General features: G+C 63.5%; 23 protein-coding genes and 1 tRNA gene. 14 read left to right on the top strand and 10 right to left on the bottom strand.

From position 1 onward, the window contains the following. Nucleotides 1–144 precede the first annotated feature (144 nt). From AC1DSF_RS06925 to AC1DSF_RS06915, 3 genes are all read left to right on the top strand, one after another. Complete coding sequence (locus AC1DSF_RS06925) at nucleotides 145–384, top strand: hypothetical protein (RefSeq protein ID WP_478126489.1); 240 nt, start codon at nucleotides 145–147, stop codon at nucleotides 382–384. A gap of 27 nt (nucleotides 385–411) precedes the next feature. Continuing rightward, complete coding sequence (locus AC1DSF_RS06920) at nucleotides 412–1305, top strand: DUF72 domain-containing protein (RefSeq protein ID WP_478126488.1); 894 nt, start codon at nucleotides 412–414, stop codon at nucleotides 1303–1305. A 67-nt stretch (nucleotides 1306–1372) separates the two neighbouring features. Then, the gene (locus tag AC1DSF_RS06915; protein ID WP_478126487.1) at nucleotides 1373–1564 is read left to right on the top strand and encodes a DUF3606 domain-containing protein; all 192 of its coding nucleotides are present in this window, start codon (nucleotides 1373–1375) and stop codon (nucleotides 1562–1564) included. 65 nt (nucleotides 1565–1629) lie between these two features. On the opposite strand, the gene AC1DSF_RS06910 is transcribed toward AC1DSF_RS06915, so the two are convergent. The 4 genes from AC1DSF_RS06910 to AC1DSF_RS06895 all read right to left on the bottom strand — a co-directional run bounded on the left by AC1DSF_RS06910 (nucleotide 1630) and on the right by AC1DSF_RS06895 (nucleotide 4508). Next, nucleotides 1630–1706, bottom strand: a tRNA-Pro gene (locus AC1DSF_RS06910). A gap of 50 nt (nucleotides 1707–1756) precedes the next feature. Then, nucleotides 1757–2461 carry a glutathione binding-like protein gene (locus AC1DSF_RS06905; RefSeq protein ID WP_478126486.1) on the bottom strand — a complete coding sequence of 235 codons (705 nt, stop codon included), beginning with the start codon at nucleotides 2459–2461 and terminating at the stop codon, nucleotides 1757–1759. Nucleotides 2462–2556: 95 nt separating this feature from the next. Further along, on the bottom strand, nucleotides 2557–2820 hold the full coding sequence (locus AC1DSF_RS06900; RefSeq protein WP_478126485.1) for a UBP-type zinc finger domain-containing protein: 264 nt from the start codon (nucleotides 2818–2820) through the stop codon (nucleotides 2557–2559). 11 nt (nucleotides 2821–2831) lie between these two features. After that, nucleotides 2832–4508, bottom strand: a complete 1677-nt coding sequence (locus AC1DSF_RS06895; RefSeq protein ID WP_478126484.1) for an FAD-dependent oxidoreductase — start codon at nucleotides 4506–4508, stop codon at nucleotides 2832–2834. Nucleotides 4509–4641: 133 nt separating this feature from the next. Here AC1DSF_RS06895 and AC1DSF_RS06890 point away from each other — a divergent pair, with 133 nt between their 5' ends. The 3 genes from AC1DSF_RS06890 to AC1DSF_RS06880 all read left to right on the top strand — a co-directional run bounded on the left by AC1DSF_RS06890 (nucleotide 4642) and on the right by AC1DSF_RS06880 (nucleotide 8246). Beyond that, on the top strand, nucleotides 4642–5514 hold the full coding sequence (locus AC1DSF_RS06890; RefSeq protein WP_478126483.1) for a GNAT family N-acetyltransferase: 873 nt from the start codon (nucleotides 4642–4644) through the stop codon (nucleotides 5512–5514). 77 nt (nucleotides 5515–5591) lie between these two features. Beyond that, on the top strand, nucleotides 5592–7781 hold the full coding sequence (gene ppk1, locus AC1DSF_RS06885) for a polyphosphate kinase 1 (RefSeq protein WP_478182480.1): 2190 nt from the start codon (nucleotides 5592–5594) through the stop codon (nucleotides 7779–7781). A gap of 3 nt (nucleotides 7782–7784) precedes the next feature. Then, nucleotides 7785–8246 (top strand): SixA phosphatase family protein, encoded by a 462-nt coding sequence (locus AC1DSF_RS06880; RefSeq protein WP_478126482.1) that lies wholly within the window; start codon nucleotides 7785–7787, stop codon nucleotides 8244–8246. A gap of 13 nt (nucleotides 8247–8259) precedes the next feature. Here AC1DSF_RS06880 and AC1DSF_RS06875 read toward each other — a convergent pair whose 3' ends face one another. Continuing rightward, the gene (locus AC1DSF_RS06875; protein ID WP_478126481.1) at nucleotides 8260–9777 is read right to left on the bottom strand and encodes a Ppx/GppA phosphatase family protein; all 1518 of its coding nucleotides are present in this window, start codon (nucleotides 9775–9777) and stop codon (nucleotides 8260–8262) included. A gap of 201 nt (nucleotides 9778–9978) precedes the next feature. Here AC1DSF_RS06875 and pstS point away from each other — a divergent pair, with 201 nt between their 5' ends. The 7 genes from pstS to phoR are packed head-to-tail and all read left to right on the top strand — an operon-like array spanning nucleotide 9979 to nucleotide 16584. Then, nucleotides 9979–11016: a phosphate ABC transporter substrate-binding protein PstS gene (pstS, locus tag AC1DSF_RS06870; protein ID WP_478126480.1), complete on the top strand. Its 1038-nt coding sequence runs from the start codon at nucleotides 9979–9981 to the stop codon at nucleotides 11014–11016. A 21-nt stretch (nucleotides 11017–11037) separates the two neighbouring features. Further along, the gene (gene pstC, locus AC1DSF_RS06865; RefSeq protein ID WP_478126479.1) at nucleotides 11038–12108 is read left to right on the top strand and encodes a phosphate ABC transporter permease subunit PstC; all 1071 of its coding nucleotides are present in this window, start codon (nucleotides 11038–11040) and stop codon (nucleotides 12106–12108) included. Then, nucleotides 12105–12989 carry a phosphate ABC transporter permease PstA gene (gene pstA, locus AC1DSF_RS06860; protein ID WP_478182479.1) on the top strand — a complete coding sequence of 295 codons (885 nt, stop codon included), beginning with the start codon at nucleotides 12105–12107 and terminating at the stop codon, nucleotides 12987–12989. Before pstC ends, pstA begins: the two co-directional genes overlap by 4 nt. Before the next feature lie 5 nt (nucleotides 12990–12994). After that, nucleotides 12995–13774: a phosphate ABC transporter ATP-binding protein PstB gene (pstB, locus tag AC1DSF_RS06855; protein WP_478126477.1), complete on the top strand. Its 780-nt coding sequence runs from the start codon at nucleotides 12995–12997 to the stop codon at nucleotides 13772–13774. Between the two features lie 10 nt (nucleotides 13775–13784). Next, nucleotides 13785–14486, top strand: coding sequence for a phosphate signaling complex protein PhoU (gene phoU, locus AC1DSF_RS06850; RefSeq protein ID WP_478126476.1), 702 nt, complete (start codon nucleotides 13785–13787; stop codon nucleotides 14484–14486). 29 nt (nucleotides 14487–14515) lie between these two features. Beyond that, complete coding sequence (phoB, locus tag AC1DSF_RS06845) at nucleotides 14516–15208, top strand: phosphate regulon transcriptional regulator PhoB (RefSeq protein WP_478126475.1); 693 nt, start codon at nucleotides 14516–14518, stop codon at nucleotides 15206–15208. 41 nt (nucleotides 15209–15249) lie between these two features. After that, nucleotides 15250–16584: a phosphate regulon sensor histidine kinase PhoR gene (gene phoR, locus AC1DSF_RS06840; protein ID WP_478126474.1), complete on the top strand. Its 1335-nt coding sequence runs from the start codon at nucleotides 15250–15252 to the stop codon at nucleotides 16582–16584. Here phoR and AC1DSF_RS06835 read toward each other — a convergent pair. From AC1DSF_RS06835 to AC1DSF_RS06825, 3 genes are all read right to left on the bottom strand, one after another. Continuing rightward, a complete protein-coding gene (locus tag AC1DSF_RS06835; RefSeq protein WP_478182478.1) occupies nucleotides 16568–17908 on the bottom strand; it encodes an MATE family efflux transporter in 1341 nt (446 codons plus the stop codon). The two genes, phoR and AC1DSF_RS06835, sit on opposite strands and share 17 nt — an antisense overlap. Then, nucleotides 17901–19631 carry a hypothetical protein gene (locus tag AC1DSF_RS06830; protein WP_478126472.1) on the bottom strand — a complete coding sequence of 577 codons (1731 nt, stop codon included), beginning with the start codon at nucleotides 19629–19631 and terminating at the stop codon, nucleotides 17901–17903. Before AC1DSF_RS06830 ends, AC1DSF_RS06835 begins: the two co-directional genes overlap by 8 nt. 87 nt (nucleotides 19632–19718) lie before the next feature. Next, the gene (locus AC1DSF_RS06825; RefSeq protein ID WP_478104079.1) at nucleotides 19719–19976 is read right to left on the bottom strand and encodes a type B 50S ribosomal protein L31; all 258 of its coding nucleotides are present in this window, start codon (nucleotides 19974–19976) and stop codon (nucleotides 19719–19721) included. Nucleotides 19977–20129: 153 nt separating this feature from the next. Here AC1DSF_RS06825 and AC1DSF_RS06820 point away from each other — a divergent pair, with 153 nt between their 5' ends. Next, a complete protein-coding gene (locus tag AC1DSF_RS06820; RefSeq protein ID WP_478126471.1) occupies nucleotides 20130–21191 on the top strand; it encodes an oxidoreductase in 1062 nt (353 codons plus the stop codon). Here the strand turns inward: AC1DSF_RS06820 and rho are convergent, their stop codons facing one another. Then, nucleotides 21192–22457: a transcription termination factor Rho gene (rho, locus tag AC1DSF_RS06815; protein WP_478126470.1), complete on the bottom strand. Its 1266-nt coding sequence runs from the start codon at nucleotides 22455–22457 to the stop codon at nucleotides 21192–21194. Between the two features lie 182 nt (nucleotides 22458–22639). Beyond that, nucleotides 22640–22972, bottom strand: coding sequence for a thioredoxin TrxA (gene trxA / locus AC1DSF_RS06810; protein ID WP_183023723.1), 333 nt, complete (start codon nucleotides 22970–22972; stop codon nucleotides 22640–22642). Nucleotides 22973–23037 lie beyond the last annotated feature (65 nt).

The following is a 23037-nucleotide window of genomic DNA, read 5'->3' as shown; positions in this document are numbered from 1 at the left end:
AAAAGCCTGAATTGTGAGTGCGTCAGCGACGGCGTGCGCGCGGGCTGGACTTTGGCCGATACTCCCTTTTTTCCGTTCCGTTCCGCTGGCTACCCTGCGAGAGAGTTTTCGCCCGCGCGAGTGTTCGATGTTCTGGAGTTTTGAATGAAGTTCGCCTTGATCCTTGCGGCCGTGCTGTTGTCCGGCTGTGCTCAATTCGGAAAAGTGTCAGGCACCGCCATGAACGATCCGCAGGTGGGCAGCTACTGCGAGGCGCCGGTCGCGGGCGCTTGCCTGGGCTGCAACATCTCGTGTCCGGCCGGCGCCAGCCCCAGGGCGAGCTGCAGGGCGGGCGCCACGACCGCGAGCATGTGCACGCGCGGCGCGGTCTGCGAGTGCCGCTAGCGGCGCAGCAAGGGCATAGGCAAAGTCATGGCCATTCTTGTCGGCACCGCTTCATGGACTGACAAGACGCTGATCGACTGTGGGCGCTTCTATCCAAAGGAAGTGAAGACACCCGAGGCGCGCCTGCGCTTCTATTCGTCCATCTTTCCGCTGGTGGAAGTGGACAGCAGCTATTACGGCATTCCTGCGCCGATGACTGTGTTCAATTGGGCCGAACGCACGCCCGAGAACTTCGTCTTCAATGTGAAGGCGTTCCGGCTCTTCACCGGCCACCAGACCGACCCGAAGGTGCTGCACAAGGACATCAAGGAGGCATTGGGCTCGACCAAGACGCTCTACTACCGCACCACGCCGCCGGAGATCCGAACCGAGTTGTGGAGGCGGTTCATCGATGCCATCGCGCCGCTCAAGGCGGCCGGCAAGCTGGGTCTGGTTCACTTCCAGTTCCCGCCCTGGCTGATGTGCAACCGGGAGGGCTATGCGCATGTCGAGCATTGCGTCGAACAGATGGATGGGCACACGGTCGGCGTCGAGTTTCGCCATGCTTCATGGTTCGATGAATCGAATCGCGCGGACACGATGGCCTTTCTGCGTGAATTGCGCGCTGTTCACACCGTGGTGGATGGGCCTCAGGGCTTTGCGAACAGCGTTCCTTTGCTGGCCGAGACCACGAACCCGGACTACGCGCTCGTGCGGTTGCACGGCCGCAACGTCGACACCTACAACACCAAGGGCGCAAGCTCCGCTGCGGAGCGTTTCGACTACGACTACCCGGATCAGGAACTGCGCGAAATCATGGTCGAGGTCATTCGGCTGGCCTACAAAGTGCGCAACACGCATTTGATCTTCAACAACTGCGACGAAGACAAAGGCCAGCGCAACGGTATTGCTTTCATGAAGATGTTGCTGGCGCACGGCTGAAGGGCGCTTGCAAAGCGGTTCGCACAGGCCTATAAGAATCAGCCGGAAACCGCATTCGGGAGGCCAAATGTCGGACGATCTGAGCAATTTCAAGCCGCTGGATCCAGGTCGCATCAACACTGACGACCGGGTCGAGATCAGGTACTGGTGCGGGCAATTGCACTGCAGCGAGGAGGCGCTGCAGAGCGCCTTGTCCAAAGTCGGCAACCACGTGAGCGCCGTGCGGGAGCATCTGGAGTCGGGTGGGAGAGCGGGCTGAGCTTGCAGGGCGCTCAAATGACAACGGGGACAACGGCATTGGCCGTTGTCCCCGTTCACGATGGATGGTCGGGGCGAAAGGATTCGAACCTTCGACCCTCTGGTCCCAAACCAGATGCGCTACCAGGCTGCGCTACACCCCGACAAGCCCGCGATTCTAACCTGACGAAAAGCGCCTTTTGCTTTTTTGCGGTCAGCGACGTTGATATTGCGATTTGCCGAACAGGATTTCCCGTTCCTTGTCGCCTGTGATCGGCGTGCGCAGGTCTGCGAGCACCTTGACGCCGCGTTGCACTGCGGGCCGGGCCGCGACGCCGTCAAACCACTGCTTGAGGTGCGGATACTCGGTGAGCACGATGCCTTGGTTTTCCCAGCTGCGCAACCAGGGAAAGATCGCGATGTCGGCGATCGAGTAGGTCTCGCCGGCAATGAACTCGTTGGCCGAAAGCTGTTTGTCTATCACGCCGTAGATGCGCTTGGCTTCGTTCGAATAGCGGTCGATCGCATAGCCGATCTTCTCGGGTGCGTAGTTGCGAAAGTGATGAGCCTGGCCGAGCATCGGGCCGACGCTGCCCATCTGGAACATCAGCCACTCGAGCACCGCATACCGGCCGCGAACATCGGTCGGCAGGAACTTGCCGGTCTTGCCCGCAAGGTAGACGAGGATCGCACCCGACTCGAAGAGCGAGATCGGTTTGCCGTCCGGGCCCTCGGGGTCCGTGATGGCCGGGATCTTGTTGTTGGGGCTGATCTTCAGGAATGCGGGATCGAACTGATCGCCTTTGCCGATATTGACCGGGTGTGCGCGATAAGGGAGGCCGCATTCCTCCAACATGATGTGAATCTTGTGGCCGTTGGGCGTGGCCCAGGAATAGGCGTCGATGGGTGCTTGGGGCATGTCTCTGGATCCAGATGTGGTGACAAGGCCGGCCAGCATAGCTTTTGCCGGCCTTTCGTGCAGGGCAGGGGCAGGCAGGGCGGGCGCCAGAGGGATCAGCCCACCTGCGCTTCGTGCGCGTAGCACCACATCCAGTCTTCGCCGCGCTCGAGCGATGCGACCACCGGATGTCCGGTCGCCTTGTAGTGCCGCGTCGCGTGCCGGTTCTTGGACGAGTCGCAGCAGCCTACGTGGCCGCAGTGGACGCAAAGGCGCAGATGAACCCACTGGTCGCCCATGGCGAGGCATTCCTCGCATCCGGCCGACTTGGGCGGAACGATCGTGTCGGGCACGTGGGAACAAGGACGGATGCTGGACATCGGGTGCTTCCTCAAGGTTGAGTCGATGACGCAAGGTGTTGATGGATGAGTGCGACCACTGCCGCGCCTTCGCCGATTGCACCGCCGACGCGCTTGACGGAGCCCGAGCGCACGTCGCCAACCGCGAAGACGCCCGGCACGCTCGATTCGAGCGGTGCCGCGACTTTCGCCGGAAAGCCGCCGCGCGCCTTCGGCCCGGTCAGCACGAAGCCGTGCTTGTCGAGCGCGACGCCGCAGCCTTCGAGCCAATCCGTCTCGGGCACGGCGCCGATGAAGAGAAAGATATTGCGCGCGGGGCAGTCATGCTGATTGCCGCTGCGGCGGTCGCGCCATGTGGCGCCGTTCAGGCCGGTCGATGGCTCGCCTTGCAACTCCACGAGTTCGGTATGCGGATGAAGCTCGATGTTGGGTGTCGCTTCGATACGATCGATCAGGTAGCGCGACATGGTTGCCGCGAGCGAGGGCCCGCGCACCAGCACGTTGACCTTGGCCGCGTGTTGCGAAAGAAATACCGCCGCCTGCCCTGCAGAATTGCCGCCGCCAACCAAGGCGACCTCCTGATGCGCGCAGAGCTTGGCCTCCAGCGCCGACGCCCAGTACCAGATGCCGCGCCCCTCAAATTCGGCCAGCCGCGGCACTTCGGGGCGGCGATAACGCGCGCCGCTGGCAATCACCAGAGTCCTGCACCGGAGCTTGCGCCCGTCGACCAGCTGCACGGAGACTTCGCCGTCCGACTCGGCCCGGCTGCAATCGAGCGAGGCGACCTGCGCCGGAATCAGCATCTCGACGCCGAACTTCTGCGCCTGCACGTAGGCGCGGCCGGCAAGGGCGCCTCCGGAGATGCCGGTCGGAAAGCCGAGGTAGTTTTCAATACGGGCGCTGGCGCCTGCCTGGCCGCCGAAGAAGCGGCAGTCGACGACGATGACGCGCAAGCCTTCCGATGCGGCGTAGACGGCGGTTGCCAGGCCCGCCGGTCCGGCGCCGACCACCAGCACATCGAAAAGATCTTCGTGCTCGATGGAGTCGACCATGCCGAGACAGCGCGCCAGCGCGTTCTCGGTCGGATTGGCCATGACGGACCCGTTCGGGCACACAACCAGCAGATCGACCTCGCCGTACTGCTCGAGCAGCGCGGCGGCGTCGGCGTCTTGCGTGGCGTCGACGACATGGTAGGGATGCCCGTTGCGACTGAGGAAGTTCTGGATTCGCATCACCTCGGCCGATTGCGGCGGGCCGATCAGCACAGGGCCGCTGGCGCCCGATTCGATGAGCGCCACGCGCCGCAGGATCATGGCGCGGACCAGCCTTTCGCCGAGATCGGCCTCGGCAATGATGAGGGCGCGCAATTGCTCCGGCGGCACCAGCAGCGTTTCGACTTCGCCTTCGGCGTGCCCGTCGACCAGCGCCGGCCGGCCCGAAAGCTGCGCGACTTCGGCGAGGAACTGGCCTGGCCCTTGGCGTTCGATCGGCACGACATGCCCGAGCCCGTCGCGCTGGCTGATCGCCACCACGCCTTCGAGCACGACGAACATGCCGGGTCCGGGTTCCCCGGCCGTGAAGAGACAGGCGCCGGCGTGGTAATGACGGACGCTCCCGAAGCGCCTGATGCGTGAGATGTCCTGCGCGCTCAGCTTGGGGAACATCTGATGGCGGCGGGTTTCGACCTCCACCCTGGTTTCGTTGGCCATGAAATCTCCGTTGGCGAATCTTCGGCATTAAACGATGAAGCGCGAGGCTTCGCGCGCGTCACGCAAATGCCACCCGACTGACATGCTTGTTTCACTTCATGTCCCGAGACTCCGTCTGCAGAAAGGGACCCGAATGAAAGAACTGCCCACACCGACGTTTCCGTTCTCGCAACTGGGTTTGCGTCCTGCTTTCTGGCCGGGCTCGGGTGCGACTCAGCGTCCAGCAGCAATACTTGTGCCCAAAACATCGCAGGTGCCGGCGGCGCCAGAGCCTTTGGCCGGCGGCATCAGCGTGAGCTGGGCGCGCCACCAGGACGACGTCCGTGCAGCGCAGCGCCTGCGCTTCGAAGTCTTTGCAGGCGAAATGGGCGCGCGCCTGGCGACGCCGATCGAAAACCACGACATCGACCTGTTCGACGACTTTTGCGAGCATCTTCTGGTCCGAGACGACGCGACTGGCCGCGTCATCGGCACCTATCGCGTGCTTACGCCCGCGCAGGCGAAGCGTGTCGGCAGCACCTACAGCGACACTGAATTCGATCTGACTCGCCTGCGTGACTTGCGCGAGCGCATGGTCGAGCTGGGCCGAAGCTGCGTGCATGCGGACCATCGTCAAGGCGGAGTGATTCTGGCGCTGTGGGGCGCACTGGCTGCTTTCATGAAGCGCAACAAGCTGGACACGATGATCGGCTGCGCCAGCATCCCGATGTGCCATCACGGTGTGACCAGCGGCGATGCGGCCGCCAGCATTTGGCGCCAGCTTTCGGCAACCCACATGGCGCCGATCCAGTACCACGTCCAGCCGCGGCTGCCGCTGCCGGTGCATCGGCTCGACAGCGCCCTGGACATCGAGCCGCCGGCCCTGATCAAAGGCTACCTTCGGCTGGGGGCCAAGGTTCTCGGGCCACCGGCCTGGGACCCGGACTTCAACACGGCCGATTTGCCGATGCTGATGCGCATCGACGATCTGCCTGCACGCTATCGAAAGCACTTTCTCGGCCATTGATACCAAGGGCGACACAAAGGGCGACGAGGCCGTCACGCCGTTGTCATGCAACTGTCACGATGGACGTGGAAACTGTCATGTTTTGGCTTATGGTTGAGTCCGTGCCGGTCGTACCAGAATTTTTATCCACGCCGCCCGAAACCGTCGACAGTCTGGCTGTCGCCGGCAAGCCGGCACTGACGCTGCTCGACCGCGACCACAGCATCCTGGCTTTCAATGAACGGGTGCTCGATTGGGCGCAGCGCCCCGAGGTGCCGCTGATAGAGCGGCTGCGTTATCTCTGCATCGTTTCGTCCAACCTCGACGAGTTTTTCGAAGTTCGCGCCGCGCCGCACCTGGGGGCGAGCGTGGCGGGCGTGCGCAAGGGCAGCTACAGCGTCGATTCCTTCGAGCGGCTGGCCGAGGCGGCGCATGCGCTGGTGGCGCAGCAATACTCGCTCTACAACGACAAGCTGATTCCTGCCTTTGCGAGCCAAGGCATCCGGATCGTCTCGCATGGGGAGCGCAATCCGGTCCAGCGCAAGTGGGTCAGCGACTATTTCGAGCGCGAAGTTCGGCCGCTGCTGATCCCTGTCGGGTTGGACCCGGCGCATCCGTTTCCGCAAGTCGCCAACAAGTCGCTCAACTTCATCGTGCGGCTCAGCGGCAAGGATGCTTTCGGTCGCGAGAACCCGATCGCCATCGTGAAGGTGCCGCGGGTGTTGCCGCGCCTCATCCGGCTGCCGGCCAAGGTATCTGACGGAAAGACGCTGTTCATCGCGCTGTCGAGCATCGTGCGGGCGCATCTTTCGAGCATGTTTCCGGGGCGCGAAGTTGGGGAGTTTTCGCAGTTTCGGGTGACGCGCCATTCCGACCTCGCCGTTGACGAGGAAGACGTCAAGAACCTGCGTACCGCGCTGCGCCAGGGCTTGCAGCACCGGCATTACGGTCAGGCCGTTCGGCTGGAGGTGTCATCGAGCTGTGCCGAATCGCTGGCGAGCTTCCTGCTGGCGCAGTTCAATCTGCCGACGCAGGCGCTCTACCGGGTGCACGGGCCGGTCAATCTCGCCCGCCTGACGCAGCTCATCGACTTGCTCGACGAGCCGCAGCTGCGGTTTCAGCCTTATGAGGCCTCCTACCCGATCACGCTTTCGCCGGGACAGTCCTTCTTCGACAGGCTGCGGCGCGGCGACGCGCTCATCCACCAGCCGTTCGAGAGCTTCGAGGGCGTGTTGGCCTTCCTGCGAGAGGCAGTTCAGGACCCGCAGGTGCTGGCGATCAAGCAGACGATCTACCGCACGGGCACCGACTCCGAGCTGATGGACCTGCTGCGCGAGGCAGTGCGCCGTGGCAAGGAAGTGACGGTGGTCGTCGAGCTCAAGGCGCGTTTCGATGAAGAGGCGAACATCAACTGGGCGGAAATGCTGGAGTCGATCGGCGCGCAGGTCGTCTACGGCGTCGTCGGCCTGAAGACCCACGCGAAGATGCTGCTGATCACGCGACGTGAAGGCAAGCACATGCGCCGCTACGGCCATCTTTCGACCGGCAACTACAACCCGCGCACGGCGGCGCTCTACACGGATATCAGCCATCTGACCGCCGACCCCTTGTTGACGGCGGACATGGAAGCGGTCTTCGTCCACATGGCCAGCCAGAGCCGCCTGCCGAAGCTCAATCGCATGTGGGTCGCGCCCTTCGACCTGCATCGCAATCTCATCGCCCGCATCAACGCGCTCGGTGCGGCCTCGGAAGCCGGCGAGCCGACGCGCATCGTCGCCAAGATGAATGCGCTGACGGACGAAGACCTGATCGCCGCACTCGTCAGCGCGGGGCAGAAGGGCGTGAAGATCGACCTGATCGTGCGCGGTGCATGCACGCTGCCGGCCCGCATGCCGGGCGTGACGGACAACATCCGCGTGCGTTCGGTCATCGGGCGCTTTCTGGAGCACTCGCGGGTTTTCTACTTCCGGCAGGCGCTTGACGAATCGCTTTACCTGTCGAGCGCGGACTGGATGAATCGCAACATGCTGCGCCGGGTCGAGCTGGCCTGGCCGGTGACTGATCCGGTGCTGCGCCAGCGTCTCATCGACGAATGCCTGGTGGCCTATCTGCACGATGGGCGCGATGCCTGGGACCTGGGTTCGGACGGCGTCTACAGGCGCGTCGACAAGGACACCCATCCGGGTGAGGAGGGCGCTTCGCGCGCCATTGAAGCGCATGGTGCGCAGACGGCCCTGATGAACCGCTACGCGTCGCGCGGACTGCGGCGCGCCGCATTACGAGACTGATCCATGGACCTGATTTTCTGGCGCCACGCTGAAGCGGACGATTGGACGGAGGGCTGCGACGACATGCAGCGTTCCCTGACGTCGCGAGGCGAAAAACAGGCCAAGCGCATGGCCGCATGGCTCGATCGCCAATTGCCCGACGGCACCCGCATCGTCTGCAGCCCGGCGCGCCGCTGCGAGCAGACGGCGCTGGCGCTCGGCCGCAAGTACAAGCTGCGCGGCGAACTGGCGCCCGACACCACGCCCGACGCGCTGCTTTCCGTGGCGGGTTGGCCGAACGGCAAGTCGGTGGTGCTCCTGATCGGCCACCAGCCATCGCTCGGGCAGGCCATCTCGCTGCTGCTGGGTCTGCAGCAGGACAGCTGCCCCGTGCGCAAGGGCGCAGTTTGGTGGATTCGCACCCGCGAGCGCGACGGCGACGTGCAGACCGTGGTCGTCACGGTTCAGGCGCCGGAGTTGCTTTGAGCTCCCGCTGACCTCAGACCTTGGCGAGCTCGACCCGCCAGTTGGTCTTCTGCCAGGCCAGTACCTCTTCGCGCAGCAGATGCGCGGATTGCGGATAGAGTTCGACCCACTGCGAGCGGCAGGCGATCGTGAAGATCTTCTCGTCGCGCCGCGAGATGCGCAGTCCGGCGAGGTCGGGATCTCGCCGGGCATGGCAAAGGATCACGGCCACCCGCAGCGCCAGCAGTTGCAGCACGAAGGTGGGGTCGTCCAGCACGGTTTCGAGCTTGCGCAGCTTGCCCCGGTGGCCGAGCACCAGTTGGCTCAGCCAGTGCATCTCGTTGACGGCAAAACCCGGCGCATCGGCGTTGTCGAGGATGTATGCGCCGTGCTTGTGGTATTCGCTGTGCGAGATGTGGGTGCCGATCTCGTGCAACTGCGCGGCCCAGCTCAGTTTTCGCAGCGAGCGGCCGGCGCGGCTTGCGGTGTCGGCGCCCCGGGCGCTCGGATCCAGCTGCAGAAACAGCGTCGCGGCCGTTTCGCCGACGCGCTTGACCTGCGCTCCATCCACGGCGAAGCGGGTTGCCAGCCGGGCCACCGTGCCGACGCGCAGGTCGGCAACCGTGTCGTCGCGCTCGAGCAATTCGTAGAGCACGCCGTGGCGCAGTGCGCCTTGGGCGACTCTCATCTCGTCGATTTCCAGCAGATCGAATACCGCGCGAAGCACGCTCACGCCGCCGCCGATCACCGCCTTGCGATCTTCCCGCATGCCTTCGATGCGCAGGCGGTCGGCACTGCCGGCCTTCAGCAGGCGGTCGAGGAGCCAATCCAGGCCCTCGCGAGTGATCAGGCCCGGCTCGTTGCCGGCAACCGCCAGCACGTCGCCCACCGCGCCGATCGTTCCGGACGCGCCATAGGCCACGTCCCACCGATCCGGCACATAGGTCGATAGCGCGTCGTCGAGCACCGCCTTGGCAGCGACTTCGGCGGCCTTGAAAGCCGAAGTCGTGAAGACGCCTTGCGGAAAATGCTTCATCGACCAGGCCACGCTGCCGACGCGATAAGACTCCATCACCTCCGCCTTGGGGCCTTGCCCAATGATCATTTCGGTGGAACGGCCGCCGATGTCGATGACCAGACGGCGCTCGCGGTTCGTCGCTTCGGTGTGCGGCAGCATGTGCGCCACGCCTTGGTAGATCAGGCGCGCTTCTTCGCGGCCCGTGATGACGTCGATGCCGAATCCCAGAATGGTGCGCGCGCGCAGCAGGAACTCGTCCCGGTTGCGCGCTTCACGCAGGGTCTGCGTGGCGACCGCGCGGACTTCGGAGCGCTTGAATCCTGCGAGGCGTTCGCCGAAGCGCGCCAGCGCATCCCAGCCGCGCTGCATCGCATCGGGCGTGAGGTTGCGCGAAGAATCGAGTCCGTTGCCTTGGCGAACGGTCTCCTTGATGTATTCGGCCCGGTGAATCTGGCCGTGATCGACGCGACCGATTTCGAGGCGATAGCTGTTCGAGCCGAGATCGACCGCAGCGAGGCGGGTTCCGTTTTGCATGGTGAGGAGGAAATGTCGGGGCCTGATCGTAGCGCCGCAGGCTAGGTGCGGCGCATGACGGTTGTGTGACAACGTCATTCCGAGTCCGGCGCATCGGGGCATTTTCCCCTCTGTGGGCAGATGTCATCGCACTGTCACAGAAGCTTTCTAGAGTCCGTCCCAAGCCCTCTGAAGGGTTTCTATGCAGCTAAAGGAAGCATCATGAAAACGACGTTCAAATTCGCAGCTGTCGGCCTCCTGGCCTCGGCGTTCTTCCATGTTTCCGCCTTTGCGGACGAGGCCACCGGTGCCGGCGCCAGCTTCCCGGCGCCGCTGTATTCAAAGTGGGCCTCCGACTTCAACAAGGCCACGGGGGCCAAAATCAACTACCAGTCCGTGGGTTCTGGCGCGGGCATCAAGCAGATCGATGCGAAGACGGTCGATTTCGGCGCATCGGACATGCCCCTTTCGGACGATGAGCTCAAGACCAAAGGGCTGATGCAGTTCCCGACCGTCATCGGCGGTGTGGTCCCGGTGATCAACATCCAGGGCATCAAGCCGGGCGAACTCAAGCTCAGCGGACAGGTTCTCGGCGACATCTACCTGGGCAAGATCACCAAGTGGAACGATCCGGCCGTGAAGGCGCTGAACCCCAGCCTGGCGCTGCCCGATGCACCGATTGCCACGGTGCGCCGCGCCGACGGTTCGGGTACGACGTTCCTGTTCACCAACTACCTGAGCAAAGCCAATCCCGAGTGGAAGGCCAAGGTCGGCGACGGCACGGCAGTCAATTGGCCCAACGGTGCGGGCGGCAAGGGCAACGAAGGTGTCGCAGCCTTCGTGAACCGCCTGCCGAACTCGATCGGCTATGTCGAATATGCGTACGTCAAGCAGAACAAGATGAACTACGCGCTGATGCAGAACAAGGACGGCGCCTTCGTGTCGCCGGACGATTCGGCATTCAAGGCCGCCGCGGCAGGCGCGGACTGGTCGAAGACCTTCTACCAGGTGCTGACCGACCAGCCGGGCAAGGATTCGTGGCCCATCACCGGCGCGACCTTCATCCTGATGCACAAGACGCAGGACAAGCCCGTGCAAGCCGCCACGACGCTCAAGTTCTTCGACTGGGCCTACAAGACTGGCGACAAGACCGCTGCGGATCTCGACTACGTGCCGATGCCCGACAAGGTCAAGGGCGTCATCTCCAGCGCCTGGGGCGACATCAAGGACGCGTCGGGCAAGCCCGTCGCTTTCAAGTAAGCAAGACACGACGGCGCGCGCATGAGCACTCCGCTTGATCGCGCGCCCCATTCGGAGCGAACCGTGTCAACCACATTCCCCGCAAGCGCCAGCCCGCTCGATCGCTCAGCCGAGCGTGCCCGCGTCACGGCAAGTCCGCCGCCGGCCAAGCGGCCACGCAGCGGCGCCACCACCGATCGCCTGTTCGGCATGGCCGCCAAGGGCGCCGCGCTGCTCACGCTCGCGATGCTGATCGGCATCCTGCTTTCGCTGCTGGTCGGCGCCTGGCCGGCCATCTCGAAGTTCGGGCTCGGGTTTCTCACGAGCAGCGTCTGGGATCCGGTGCAGGACCAGTACGGCGGCCTCGTGATGATCTACGGGACGCTCGCGACCTCCGCCATCGCGTTGGTCATCGCGGTGCCGGTGAGCTTCGGCATCGCGCTGTTCCTGACCGAAATGTCCCCGTCCTGGCTGAAGCGCCCGCTGGGCACCGCCATCGAATTGCTCGCGGCGGTGCCTTCGATCGTCTACGGCATGTGGGGCTTGCTGGTCTTCGGGCCGATTCTTTCCACCTTCGTGCAGCAGCCGCTGCAGAAGCTCTTTGCGGGCGTTCCTTACCTGGGCGCACTGGTGTCGGGGCCGCCGGTAGGCATCGGCATTCTGTCGGCCGGCATCATCCTGGCGATCATGATCATTCCGTTCATTGCTTCGGTGATGCGGGACGTATTCGAAGTGACGCCGCCGCTGCTCAAGGAATCCGCCTACGGGCTCGGTTCGACCACCTGGGAAGTGGTGTCGAAGGTCGTGCTGCCTTACACCAAGGCCGGTGTCGTCGGGGGCATCATGCTCGGCCTCGGCCGTGCCTTGGGCGAGACCATGGCCGTCACGTTCGTGATCGGCAACACCAACCAACTCAACTCACTCTCGGTCTTCGAGGCGGCCAACAGCATCACTTCGGTGCTTGCCAATGAGTTTGCAGAGGCGGGGGCTGGCTTGCACCAGGCTTCGCTGATGTATCTCGGCCTGGTGCTTTTCTTCATCACCTTCGTCGTGCTGTCGCTGTCCAAGCTGCTGCTCCAGCAGATGCGCAAGAGCGAAGGAACCAAATCATGACCACGGCTGAACGTCTGCTGAGCGCCAAGACACTCCAGGAAACGCGCGCGGCCAAGTTCGCCGGCCGAAAGCGGGTGAACATCGTCGCGCTGACGCTGTCATTGGCTGCGATGGCTTTCGGGGTCTTCTGGCTCGTCTGGATTCTGTGGGAGACCCTGCGCCTGGGCATCGGTGGCCTCACTTTGAGCGCGCTGACCGAAATAACGCCGCCACCCAACGAAGAGGGAGGCATTGCCAACGCCATCTTCGGTTCGCTTGCGATGGTGGGGGTTGCCACTTTCATCGGTACGCCGATCGGGATCATGGCGGGCATTTACCTTGCCGAATACAACCCCGAGGGGTGGCTCTCGAGCGTGGTGCGCTTCGTCAACGACATCCTGCTGTCGGCGCCGTCGATCGTCATCGGCCTGTTCGTCTATGCGATCGTCGTGGCGTACTTGAAGTCGTTCTCAGGCTTGGCCGGTGCGTTGGCCCTGGCGTTGATCGTGATTCCGGTCGTGATCCGCACGACCGAAAACATGCTGCAACTCGTGCCGCCTGGTTTGCGCGAAGCGGCCTATGCGCTCGGCACACCGAAGTGGAAGGTCATCCTGAGCATCACTTTGCGCGCAGCGCGAGCCGGCGTGGTAACGGGCGTGCTTCTGGCAGTGGCGCGCATTGCCGGCGAAACCGCGCCGCTGCTTTTCACCGCGCTCAGCAACCAGTTCTGGACGGCGGACATGCGTCAGCCCATGGCGAGCCTGCCGGTGACGATCTTCAAGTTCGCGATGAGCCCGTACGAGAACTGGCAGCACCTGGCCTGGGCCGGCGTGTTCCTGATCACCGTCGCGGTCCTCGCCCTCAATATCCTCGCGCGCGTTCTCACGCGAAACAAGCTCTGAACACCATGTCAACCACCATCGCTCAACCGACCCGCGCGAAGATCTCGGTCAAGGACCTGAACTTCTATTACGGCAAGTTCCACGCGCTCAAGGGCATCAACCTCGAAATCCCGGAGAACAAGGTCACGGCCTTCATCGGACCTTCAGGCTGCGGCAAATCGACCTTGCTCCGCACCTTCAACCGGATGTTCGAGCTTTACCCCGAACAGCGCGCGGAAGGCACCATCGCCTTGGACGGTGAAAACCTGCTGACGTCGAAACAGGACGTCGCCCTGATCCGCGCCAAGGTCGGCATGGTGTTCCAGAAGCCGACACCTTTCCCGATGTCGATCTACGACAACATCGCGTTCGGCGTGAAGCTGTTCGAGAACCTCAGCGCTTCCGAGATGGACGATCGGGTGGAGTGGGCGCTCAAGAAGGCCGCCCTGTGGACCGAAGTGCGCGACAAGCTCCAGCAGAGCGGCTCGGGCCTTTCAGGCGGCCAGCAGCAGCGCCTTTGCATCGCGCGCGGCATCGCCATCAAGCCCGAAGTGCTATTGCTGGACGAGCCGTGCTCGGCGCTCGACCCGATTTCCACGGCCAAGATCGAAGAGTTGATCGCCGAGCTGAAAAGCGAGTACACCGTTGTCATCGTGACCCACAACATGCAGCAGGCTGCTCGCTGCAGCGACTACACCGCCTACATGTACCTCGGCGACCTGATCGAGTTCGGAGCGACCGAAGAACTCTTCTTCAAGCCGAAGCGCAAAGAGACGGAAGACTACATCACGGGCCGCTTCGGCTAAGGAGACCGACATGACCGAAAAGCATCTTTCCAGCCAATTCGACAGCGAGCTCAACGCCGTCTCCTCCCGCGTGATGGAGCTTGGCGGAATGGTCGAAGCGCAGATCCACCAGGCGGTGTATGCGCTGCAGCAATTCGACGCTGAAACGGCCGACCGTGTGATGGAGACAGAGCACCGCGTGAACGCGATGGAAATCGAGATCGACCGTGATCTGTCGTCGATCATCGCCCGCCGCCAGCCGACCGCGCGCGACCTGCGCCTCTTGATCGCCATTTCGAAGACAACCGCCAATCTGGAGCGAGTGGGCGACGAGGCCAACAAGATCGCCCGCATGGTCAAGTCGATCATCGAAAGCGGATCGGCGCGCGCCTTGCCTTCGATGGAACTGCGCATTGCGGCCGACTTGGCTTCGGGGCTTCTGCGCAAGGCGCTCGACGCCTTTGCAAGGCTGGACACCGCCGCGGCGCTGTCGATCCTGAAGGACGACGACCTGATCGACAAGGAATTCGACGGATTCGTTCGCAAGCTGGTCACCTACATGATGGAAGACCCACGCACAATTTCCGCGAGCCTCGACCTGCTGTTCCTGGCAAAAGCCATCGAGCGCATCGGCGACCACGCGAAGAACATTGCCGAATTCATCATCTACATCGTCAAGGGCGCGGACGTGCGGCACACTTCCATGCAGGAAATCGAGTCGGCGTTGCAGTGATCGCCATCGAATGGAAAATTTGAGGATTCATGAAGAAACCCCGCATCCTGATCGTTGAAGACGAGTCTTCGATTGCCGAACTGATCGCAGTGAACTTGCGGCACAACGGCTTCGAGCCGATCTGGGCCGAAGACGGCGCCGCGGCGCAGCGCGAGATCGATGCTTTCTTGCCCGACCTCGTGCTCCTGGACTGGATGCTGCCGGGCCAGAGTGGCTTGCAGTTGGCCCGTCAATGGCGCAAGGATTCGCGCACCAAGGCAATCCCGATCCTCATGCTGACCGCGCGCGGCGACGAGCCCGACAAGGTGGCGGGGCTGGACGCCGGTGCGGACGACTACATCACGAAGCCTTTTTCGACGCAGGAGATGCTGGCGCGCATCCGCGCGGTGTTGCGCCGGCGCGCGCCGGAGGTCGTGACGGAGCGTGTCGAGATCGGCGAACTCGCACTTGACACGGCCACGCACCGCGTCACCTGGCAGGGCACTCCGCTGAAAGTGGGTCCGACCGAATTCAAGCTGCTGGGCTTTCTCATGCAGCACGCCGAACGCGTGCACAGCCGCGCGCAGTTGCTCGACAAGGTCTGGGGCGACCACGTCTACATCGAGGAGCGCACGGTCGATGTGCACGTCAAGCGCCTGCGCGAGTCGCTCGGCCCGGCCGCGCCGATGGTCGAGACGGTGCGCGGCGCAGGCTACCGGCTCACAGCCCAGGCTACGGTTTGAGAAGGCTCGCCGGTGAAGACCGGGCGAGATAATGAACCTGCATGCCGTTTCGTATCGCGACTTTCCTGATTGCTTCGCTCGTCGGCGGCGGCGTGGCCGCGGCCTTCGGCTGGCGTTTCGCCTGGCTGGGGGCATGGCTGGGTGCTGTCGTTTGGCTGGTGCTCGACGCCTGGCGTGCTCAGCGGCTTCTCGATGTGCTGCGCAAAGACGCTTCCGGGCTGCCTTCTCGCGGATCAGGCGTCTGGGGCGAACTCGCTGAACGGATCCGCAAACTGCTGCGGGACCGCGAAAAGCAGACTCAGCAAGCCGAGGAGCGCCTCCAGGAGTTTCTGGCGGCCATCCAGGCATCGCCCAACGGTGTGGTGCTGCTCGATCAGCAAGGTCGCATCGAATGGTGCAACCAGACGGCGGCGGGGCAGTTCGGCATCGACGCCGAGCGCGATCTGCTCCAGCATCTTGCCAATCTGGTCCGCGATCCGGCTTTCGTTGCGTACCTGGCCTCGTGGAACTACAGCCGCGACGTCGTCATCGATGCACCGTCGACGCTGCCGCAACGCAGCCATCCGGTGCGGCTTTCGGTGCAGGTGCATCCCTATGCAGGCAACCGGCGGATGCTGCTCACGCGCGACATCACTTCTCTGGAGCAGGCGGACGCGATGCGGCGCGATTTCGTCGCCAATGTCTCGCATGAAATCCGCACGCCGCTCACGGTGCTTGCCGGCTTCGTCGAGACATTGCAGAACCTCCCACTCGATGCAGAGGAGCGCTCGCGCTATCTCGGGCTGATGAGTCAGCAGTCCCATCGCATGGAAACACTGGTGAATGACCTGCTGACCTTGTCGCGCCTGGAAGGCAGTGCGCCACCGCCGGCCAACCGCTGGACCCGCCTGCGGGCCCTGATGGCGCAATGCGAAGACGAGGGCCGGGGGCTCTCCAGCCGGCTCTCGCCGCAAGGGCATCAATTGTCGTTTTCGTTGGAAGCGGACAGCGAGATTGCAGGCGCGCCGACTGAACTGCAAAGCGCGATGTCGAACCTGCTGACCAACGCGATTCGCTACACGCCCGCCGGCGGACAGGTGGCCGTGACCTGGCGTCTTCTGCCCGATGGCCGGGGCGAATATGCAGTACGCGACAGCGGACCCGGCATCGCTGCCGAGCACATCCCACGGCTGACCGAGCGCTTCTATCGCATCGACCGCAGCCGATCACGTGAAACGGGCGGCACCGGGCTCGGGCTCGCGATTGTCAAGCACATCGCACAGCGGCATGGGGCCGAACTGCGCATCGAGAGCACGGTCGGCAAGGGGTCGCGCTTTGCGCTCGTGTTTCCGGTCGTGCGGCTGCGACTGGCGTCGGCAGTCAGCGCGGTCGCCTGACGGTTCGCGCAAGCAGGATCAGAAACAGCAAGGCGGTGATGAGAAGCGCAATCCCGCCCATGAGCCAGAAGGCCAGTGGAGATTGCATCGCGGGCCACGGGCCGATGCCGCGATAGGCCAGCAGGTAGCTGCCGCCGAGTCCGACGCCCCACAGCAGAGTGCAGTAGAGGATCAGCGGCATCACCGTGACCCGATAGCAACGCAGGACGAAGACGCAAAGTGTCTGCAGAGCATCGGCGAAGTGATAGCCGGCGGTGACCAGAATCAACGTCGCACCGAGAGCGATCACGTCGGGATTGGCTGAATAGATGGCAGCGAGTTGCCAGCGGAACAAGGCCATCGATCCGGCGAAGAGCAGGGCGAGGCACATCGTCAGTTCGAATCCTCTGCGGCCGGCGCTTCGGGCGAGGCCATCCTCGCCGGCGCCCAGCCAGTAGCTGACCCGCGCGCTGGTCGCGATGGAGAGCGACAGCGGCATCATGTAGGCCACAGCGGTGAGGTTCGCCGCGATCTGATGCGCAGCCGATGCCGCCGTGCCAAGGCGCGCAATGAAGAGTGCCATCAGTGTGAACGAGGTCACCTCGACCAGCACCGCCAGGCCAGCGGGAACACCGAGCCTCGCGAATTGGCGCAACTGCGCCCAGTCCGGCGCTTCGATGCGCTGCCAGAAGCGATATTCGCGATAGAAGGGCTCATTGCGCAGCAGCCAGATCGCTGCGCCCAGCATGGTGTAGTTGACGACCAACGTAGCCCATCCGCAGCCGACCAGCCCCATCGCGGGCACCCCCGCGCCACCGAAGGTGAACCAGATCGACAAGGGCAGCTTGACGCACAGCGATCCCAATTGCAGCCAAGTCACCAGCTGGGGTTTGCCAAGGCTTTGGTTGAGCGTGCTGAACAGCCGGAACAGCAAGGCCGGCGGCAACGCCAACGCCAGCACCCGCAAATACGCCTGGACGTCGTCTTGCATGCCTGCCGGCACTTCGGTCCAACGGAGCATCGGCGCCGGAAAAAGCAGGATCGTCATGCCTATGACGACCGCGGCGGCGCAGACATAGAGCGACTGGCGCACCGAGCGGCCGACTTCCGCCGTACGTTGCGCGCCGTGGAGTTCGGCCCATACCGGCAAGAGCGCCTGCAGGGCACCCATCAAGGCAACGAAGACGCTGATGAATATCGCCGAGCCGACCGACAGCGCCGCAAGAGCGCCTTCGGCATAGCGCCCGGCCACGATCGTGTCGGTGACGCCGAAGGCCATCACGGCCAGCTGCCCCACCAGTACCGTCCCTGCGTGGCGCGCGATCACACGCCGTTCGCTAGTCACCTGCGGGAACGATCCGTTGGAAGAGCAGCAGGTCGTCCGCTGGGCTGGTCGGACGACGCAGCGTCCCGATGAGGCGCCAGGCATCGAGGTTGACGATCTCGTGAAGGCTCACGATCGCACTCGGGCTGACGAGCAGCCAAGGGCAGGCTTGCCCGCTCAGCAGCGGCTGCAAGTCGAAGTTGCCGTGATGGCGAAGCGCGGCGATGTGCGGCCGGTCGAGTGCGAGCTCGGAAATGCACGAAGGCTGGCCGACGCGCTCTGAAATCGCGCGCACCTGCGGGGCGTAGCTGCGCGCATAGTCGAGCGCTGGCAACCACAGCGTCATCACGAGCGTCCAGCACAAGGCAGCACCGCCGGCCGGCAAGACCAGCGTCTTCCACAGGGCGGCGCGGTGGCGCCCGGTGCGCCATCGCACCAGCCATGCCCAGGCGAGCGTCGCCGTCAGTGCAAAGACAAAGGCGACCGCGGAAAACTCTGGCACGAAGCCCGGCGCGAGCTTCGCGACGTTGGCCGCGGGCTTGGCGGGCACGCCCGTCTGCATTGCAACCCAGATCACCCAGATGATGATGGCCGAACCGCTGAAGAACAGCAGCGTGAACCAGTCGATCAGCGCCGCCACGCTTCGGCGGAAAGTCGGGAGCGCGAACGCTGCCAAGGTAGCGAACGCGGGCAAGCCGAGCAACAGCGAGCGTTCCGAAAAATTCGTGGTCCAGGTGGCGAGCAGGGGCACGACCACGAACCACAGAGGCAGGGCGACATGCCGGGCCGTCAATTGCCGGCGCCATCGCCACAACGTCCAGATGGCCAGCGGCCAGGCCGGCCAAGTGAACCACAGCAACAGCTTGGCCTGATCGCGTATTTCGGCGACGGCGCGGTGGCTTCCGGGGAGTTCGATCTTCCATTGCAGCAGGCCGAGGATCGCAGCCAATATTCCTGCAAGAAGCGTCGCGCCGAACACGGCCACGATGGCGCCCTTCGTGTAGATGGGCTCGGAGTCTCCGGGCTGATCGGCCGCGCCGCGCCTGCGTTCTTCGACGAGGATCACCCCGCATCCGATGCCCAGTGCGAGCCCGACGGTCGGGCCGCCGCTCAGCGTCATGCCAACCGTGCCGATCAACAGGACGACGAAGGCACCCGCGCGCCGATATGGCAGTGCGGCAACGCCATAGAACAGGAGTGATGCAAAGAAGAGCTGGGCGAGTGCGGGAGTGGTTTCGTGCCCCAGCTGAGCAAGTCCGAGGCAGGCGATCAGCGCCAGCAAAGCGCCATCTGCAATCGCGCGCGCATAGTCCGTCGGCTGAGCTTCACCCCCGAAAGCGAAAGCCACCGGCTGTGCCCGCGAAGTGCGCGCCAAGTAGTAGACGGCATACCAGGTTGCGGTGAAGGTGCCGGCGAGGAGCAGGGCGAACGCGATGCGCACCGCAAGATCGGGGTTGATCCAGGCCGGCGCGATCTTGATGGCCCAGGCGCCGATCCAGTAGGGAATCAGCGCGGGCGTCTCGGGCCGCATTCCGAGAAGCATCGGGTCGAACCACCGCGCGATGCCTTCGGTGGTGCGAGCCAGCTCCGCCATGTAGCCGAATGCGGTGATATCGGCGCTTTTCCATGGACCGCGGCCCAGCAGGCCCGGCATGAGGTACGCCGCGCACAGCAGCAGCAATGCAACGCGCGGTAGGCGGCGCACAGCGCTCTGGGCAACGATGGCGGGCGTCGGCTGGTTCAACTGCGAAGGAAGGGGAGGGGACGGTCAGTTGGAAAGAAAAAGGGCAGCGCGGTGACCCGGGCTGCCCTATGTACGGAAGCGCCTTCCTTACTTGGAAGCAGTCTTGCCGAAGCGGTTGCGGAATTTCTCGACGCGGCCGCCCATGTTGTCCACCGACTTTTGCGTGCCGGTATAGAAGGGGTGCGATTCGCTCGATGTGTCGAGCTTGTAAAGAGGCAGTTCACGACCGTCGTCGGTCTTGCCCATTTCCTTGGTGTTCGCGCACGAACGGGTCACGAACTTGAAGCCGTTCGACAGGTCGACGAACAGAACTTCACGGTAGTTCGGGTGAATGCCTTCTTTCATGATCTTTCCTTTGGGTCGATGCGAGAGCCACAAAAATCCGTCCTTGGTGGTTGATTTACCTTGACGGATGACACGACACAACGTCGCGCTGCACTTTTCGCGAAGCCGGCAATTATCGCATACTGGTCTCTTTTAGCGCCAGAGGCTCACCCCATGCCACCATCGAATTTGCGCGCCGGCCTCGTCGGCTATGGATTTGCCGGGCAGACCTTTCATGCCCCGGTCATTTCCGCCGTTCCGGGCCTTGAACTCGGCGCCGTTGCAAGTTCGCAACCGCACAAAGTCCACGCCGATTGGCCGGGTGTGGACGTGGTTCCCGACGTTAATGCGCTGGTCAGCCGAGCCGATATCGATCTGATCGTCGTGGCGACCCCCAACGCCCAGCACCATCCGGTCGCCAAGGCTGCACTCGCGGCCGGCAAGCACGTGGTGGTGGACAAACCCTTTACCCTGGACGCCGCCCAGGCGCGCGAACTCGCCGGGTTGGCTGCAGGCAAAAAGCGCGTGCTGTCGGTCTATCAAAACCGCCGCCTGGACGCGGATTTCCTGACCTTGCGAGACGTCCTCGCGAGCGGGGAGTTGGGACGGCCGGTGTACTTCGAATCGCATTTCGACCGCTATCGACCCGAGGTGCGCGCGCGTTGGCGCGAACAGCCGGTGCCGGGTGCGGGATTGTGGGTCGATCTCGGGTCGCATCTGCTCGACCAGACGATCCAACTCTTCGGGCGACCGGACACACTGCAACTGGACAGCGCCATCTTGCGAGACGGCGCATTGGTCGAAGATTATTTCCATGCGGTGCTTCGCTACGAGAGCGGGCCGCACGCGCCGCTGCGAGTGATTCTGCACGCGACGACGTTGGCCGGACATGCCGCGCCGCGCTACATCCTCCACGGCGTGCGCGGCAGCTACCTCAAGCGCGGCGTCGATCCACAGGAAGACGCCTTGCGTGCCGGTGGGCGACCCACGGATCCAGGATGGGGTGCCGATCCGATAGAAGGCGAACTCACCGTTGCGGCAAAGGATGGTCGGATGCAGACGCGAAAGCTACCCACGCGTGCGGGCAACTACGTCGACTACTACGTCGCCGTGCGGGATGCGATTCTCGGTAAAGGCCCGAATCCGGTCACGCCGGAGCAGGCGGTCGAGCTGATGGAATTGCTCGACCTCGGCCGACAAAGCGCAGCCGAAGGGCGCGCATTGCCGGCTCGCTGATCAGCCGCCGCGACGCATCATGTCGAAGAATTCGACATTGGTCTTGGTGGCCTTCATGTTCTTCAGCATGAGCTCCATCGCCTCGATCTCGTCCATGTTGTACATGAGCTGGCGAAGGATCCGGGTTTTCTGAAGAATTTCAGGCGGCAACAGCAGTTCCTCGCGGCGGGTGCCGCTGCGATTGAGCTGGATGGAGGGGAACACGCGCTTTTCGTACAGGCGGCGGTCCAGATGGATTTCGGAGTTGCCCGTACCCTTGAACTCTTCGAAGATCACCTCATCCATGCGGCTGCCGGTGTCGATCAGGGCTGTGCCGATGATCGTGAGCGAGCCGCCTTCTTCGACATTGCGCGCTGCGCCGAGGAAGCGCTTGGGGCGCTGCAGGGCGTTGGAGTCCACGCCGCCGGTCAGCACCTTGCCTGATGAAGGCACCACGTTGTTGTAGGCGCGGGCGAGGCGGGTGATCGAGTCGAGCAGGATCACGACGTCCTTCTTGAGCTCGACCAGGCGCTTGGCGCGCTCGATGACCATTTCGGCAACGTGCACGTGGCGGGCCGCCGGTTCGTCGAAGGTCGACGCAATGACTTCGCCCTTCACGGTGCGCTGCATTTCGGTCACTTCTTCGGGCCGCTCGTCCACGAGCAGCACCATCATGTGAACCTCCGGATAGTTCGCGCTGATCGCGTGCGCGATATGCTGCATCATGACCGTCTTGCCGCTCTTGGGCGGCGCTACCAGCAGGGCGCGCTGGCCTTTGCCGATTGGCGCGATGATGTCGATGATGCGCCCGGTGATGTTTTCGTCGCCCTTGAAGTTGTCGCGTTCCAGGCGCATCAGCTGCTTGGGAAACAGCGGCGTCAGGTTCTCGAACATCACTTTGTGCTTGTTCGCTTCAGGCAGGCCGTCGTTGACCTTGTCGAGCTTGGTCAGCGCAAAGTAGCGCTCGCCGTCCTTGGGCGTGCGCACCTCACCTTCGATCATGTCGCCGGTGTGCAGATTGAAGCGTCGAACCTGGCTGGGCGAGATGTAGATGTCGTCCGTGCTGGCGGTGAAGCTGGTGTCGGGGCTGCGCAGGAAGCCGAAGCCGTCCGGCAGGATCTCGAGCACGCCGTCGGCGAAAACCTGTTCGCCAGCCTTCGCACGCTTCTTGATGATTGCGAACATCAACTCCTGCTTGCGCATGCGGCCGACGTTTTCGATCTCAAGGGCTTCAGCCTGCTTGAGGACTTCGGACACATGGAGTGCCTTGAGTTCGTTTAAGTGCATGGAGCGACCCCTTGCGGGGAAATCTGTCAAAACGAGGAGGGGGAGGTCTGATGTGAGGCGAGAGATGCCTCACAAACCGGGGAACTCGAACCGGGTGCCTGAATGGGCCGGTGAACTGTGGGGAATTATGACAGGAAAAACGAGAAAGCTGCCGACGCGTTGCGCGGCGGCAGCAGGGAACATCAAGCGAGCTGCTGATCGATGAAGGCGGTGAGCTGGGCCTTGCTCATTGCGCCGACCTTGGTGGCGGCCAACTGACCGTCCTTGAACAGCATGAGCGTCGGGATCCCGCGGATGCCGAACTTGGCCGGGATGTCGCGGTTCTCGTCGACGTTCATCTTGGCGATCTGCAGCTTGCCTTCATAGGTGCTGGAGACTTCGTCCAGGATCGGCGCGATCATCTTGCAGGGACCGCACCACTCGGCCCAATAGTCCACCAAGACAGGCTTGCCGGACTTGAGCACGTCGGCTTCGAAAGAAGAGTCGGAGATATGTTTGATGAGGTCGCTGGCCATGGATGTGTCCTTGTGCGCGGGGAGTTTCGGTGCAGCTAAAGTGCGGTTCATTGTGACAGAAACCA

The organism is Variovorax sp. 01N429, from assembly GCF_056399425.1.
Note: the sequence above shows the minus strand (reverse complement) of the source record. Positions and strands in the feature narration are given on the sequence as shown.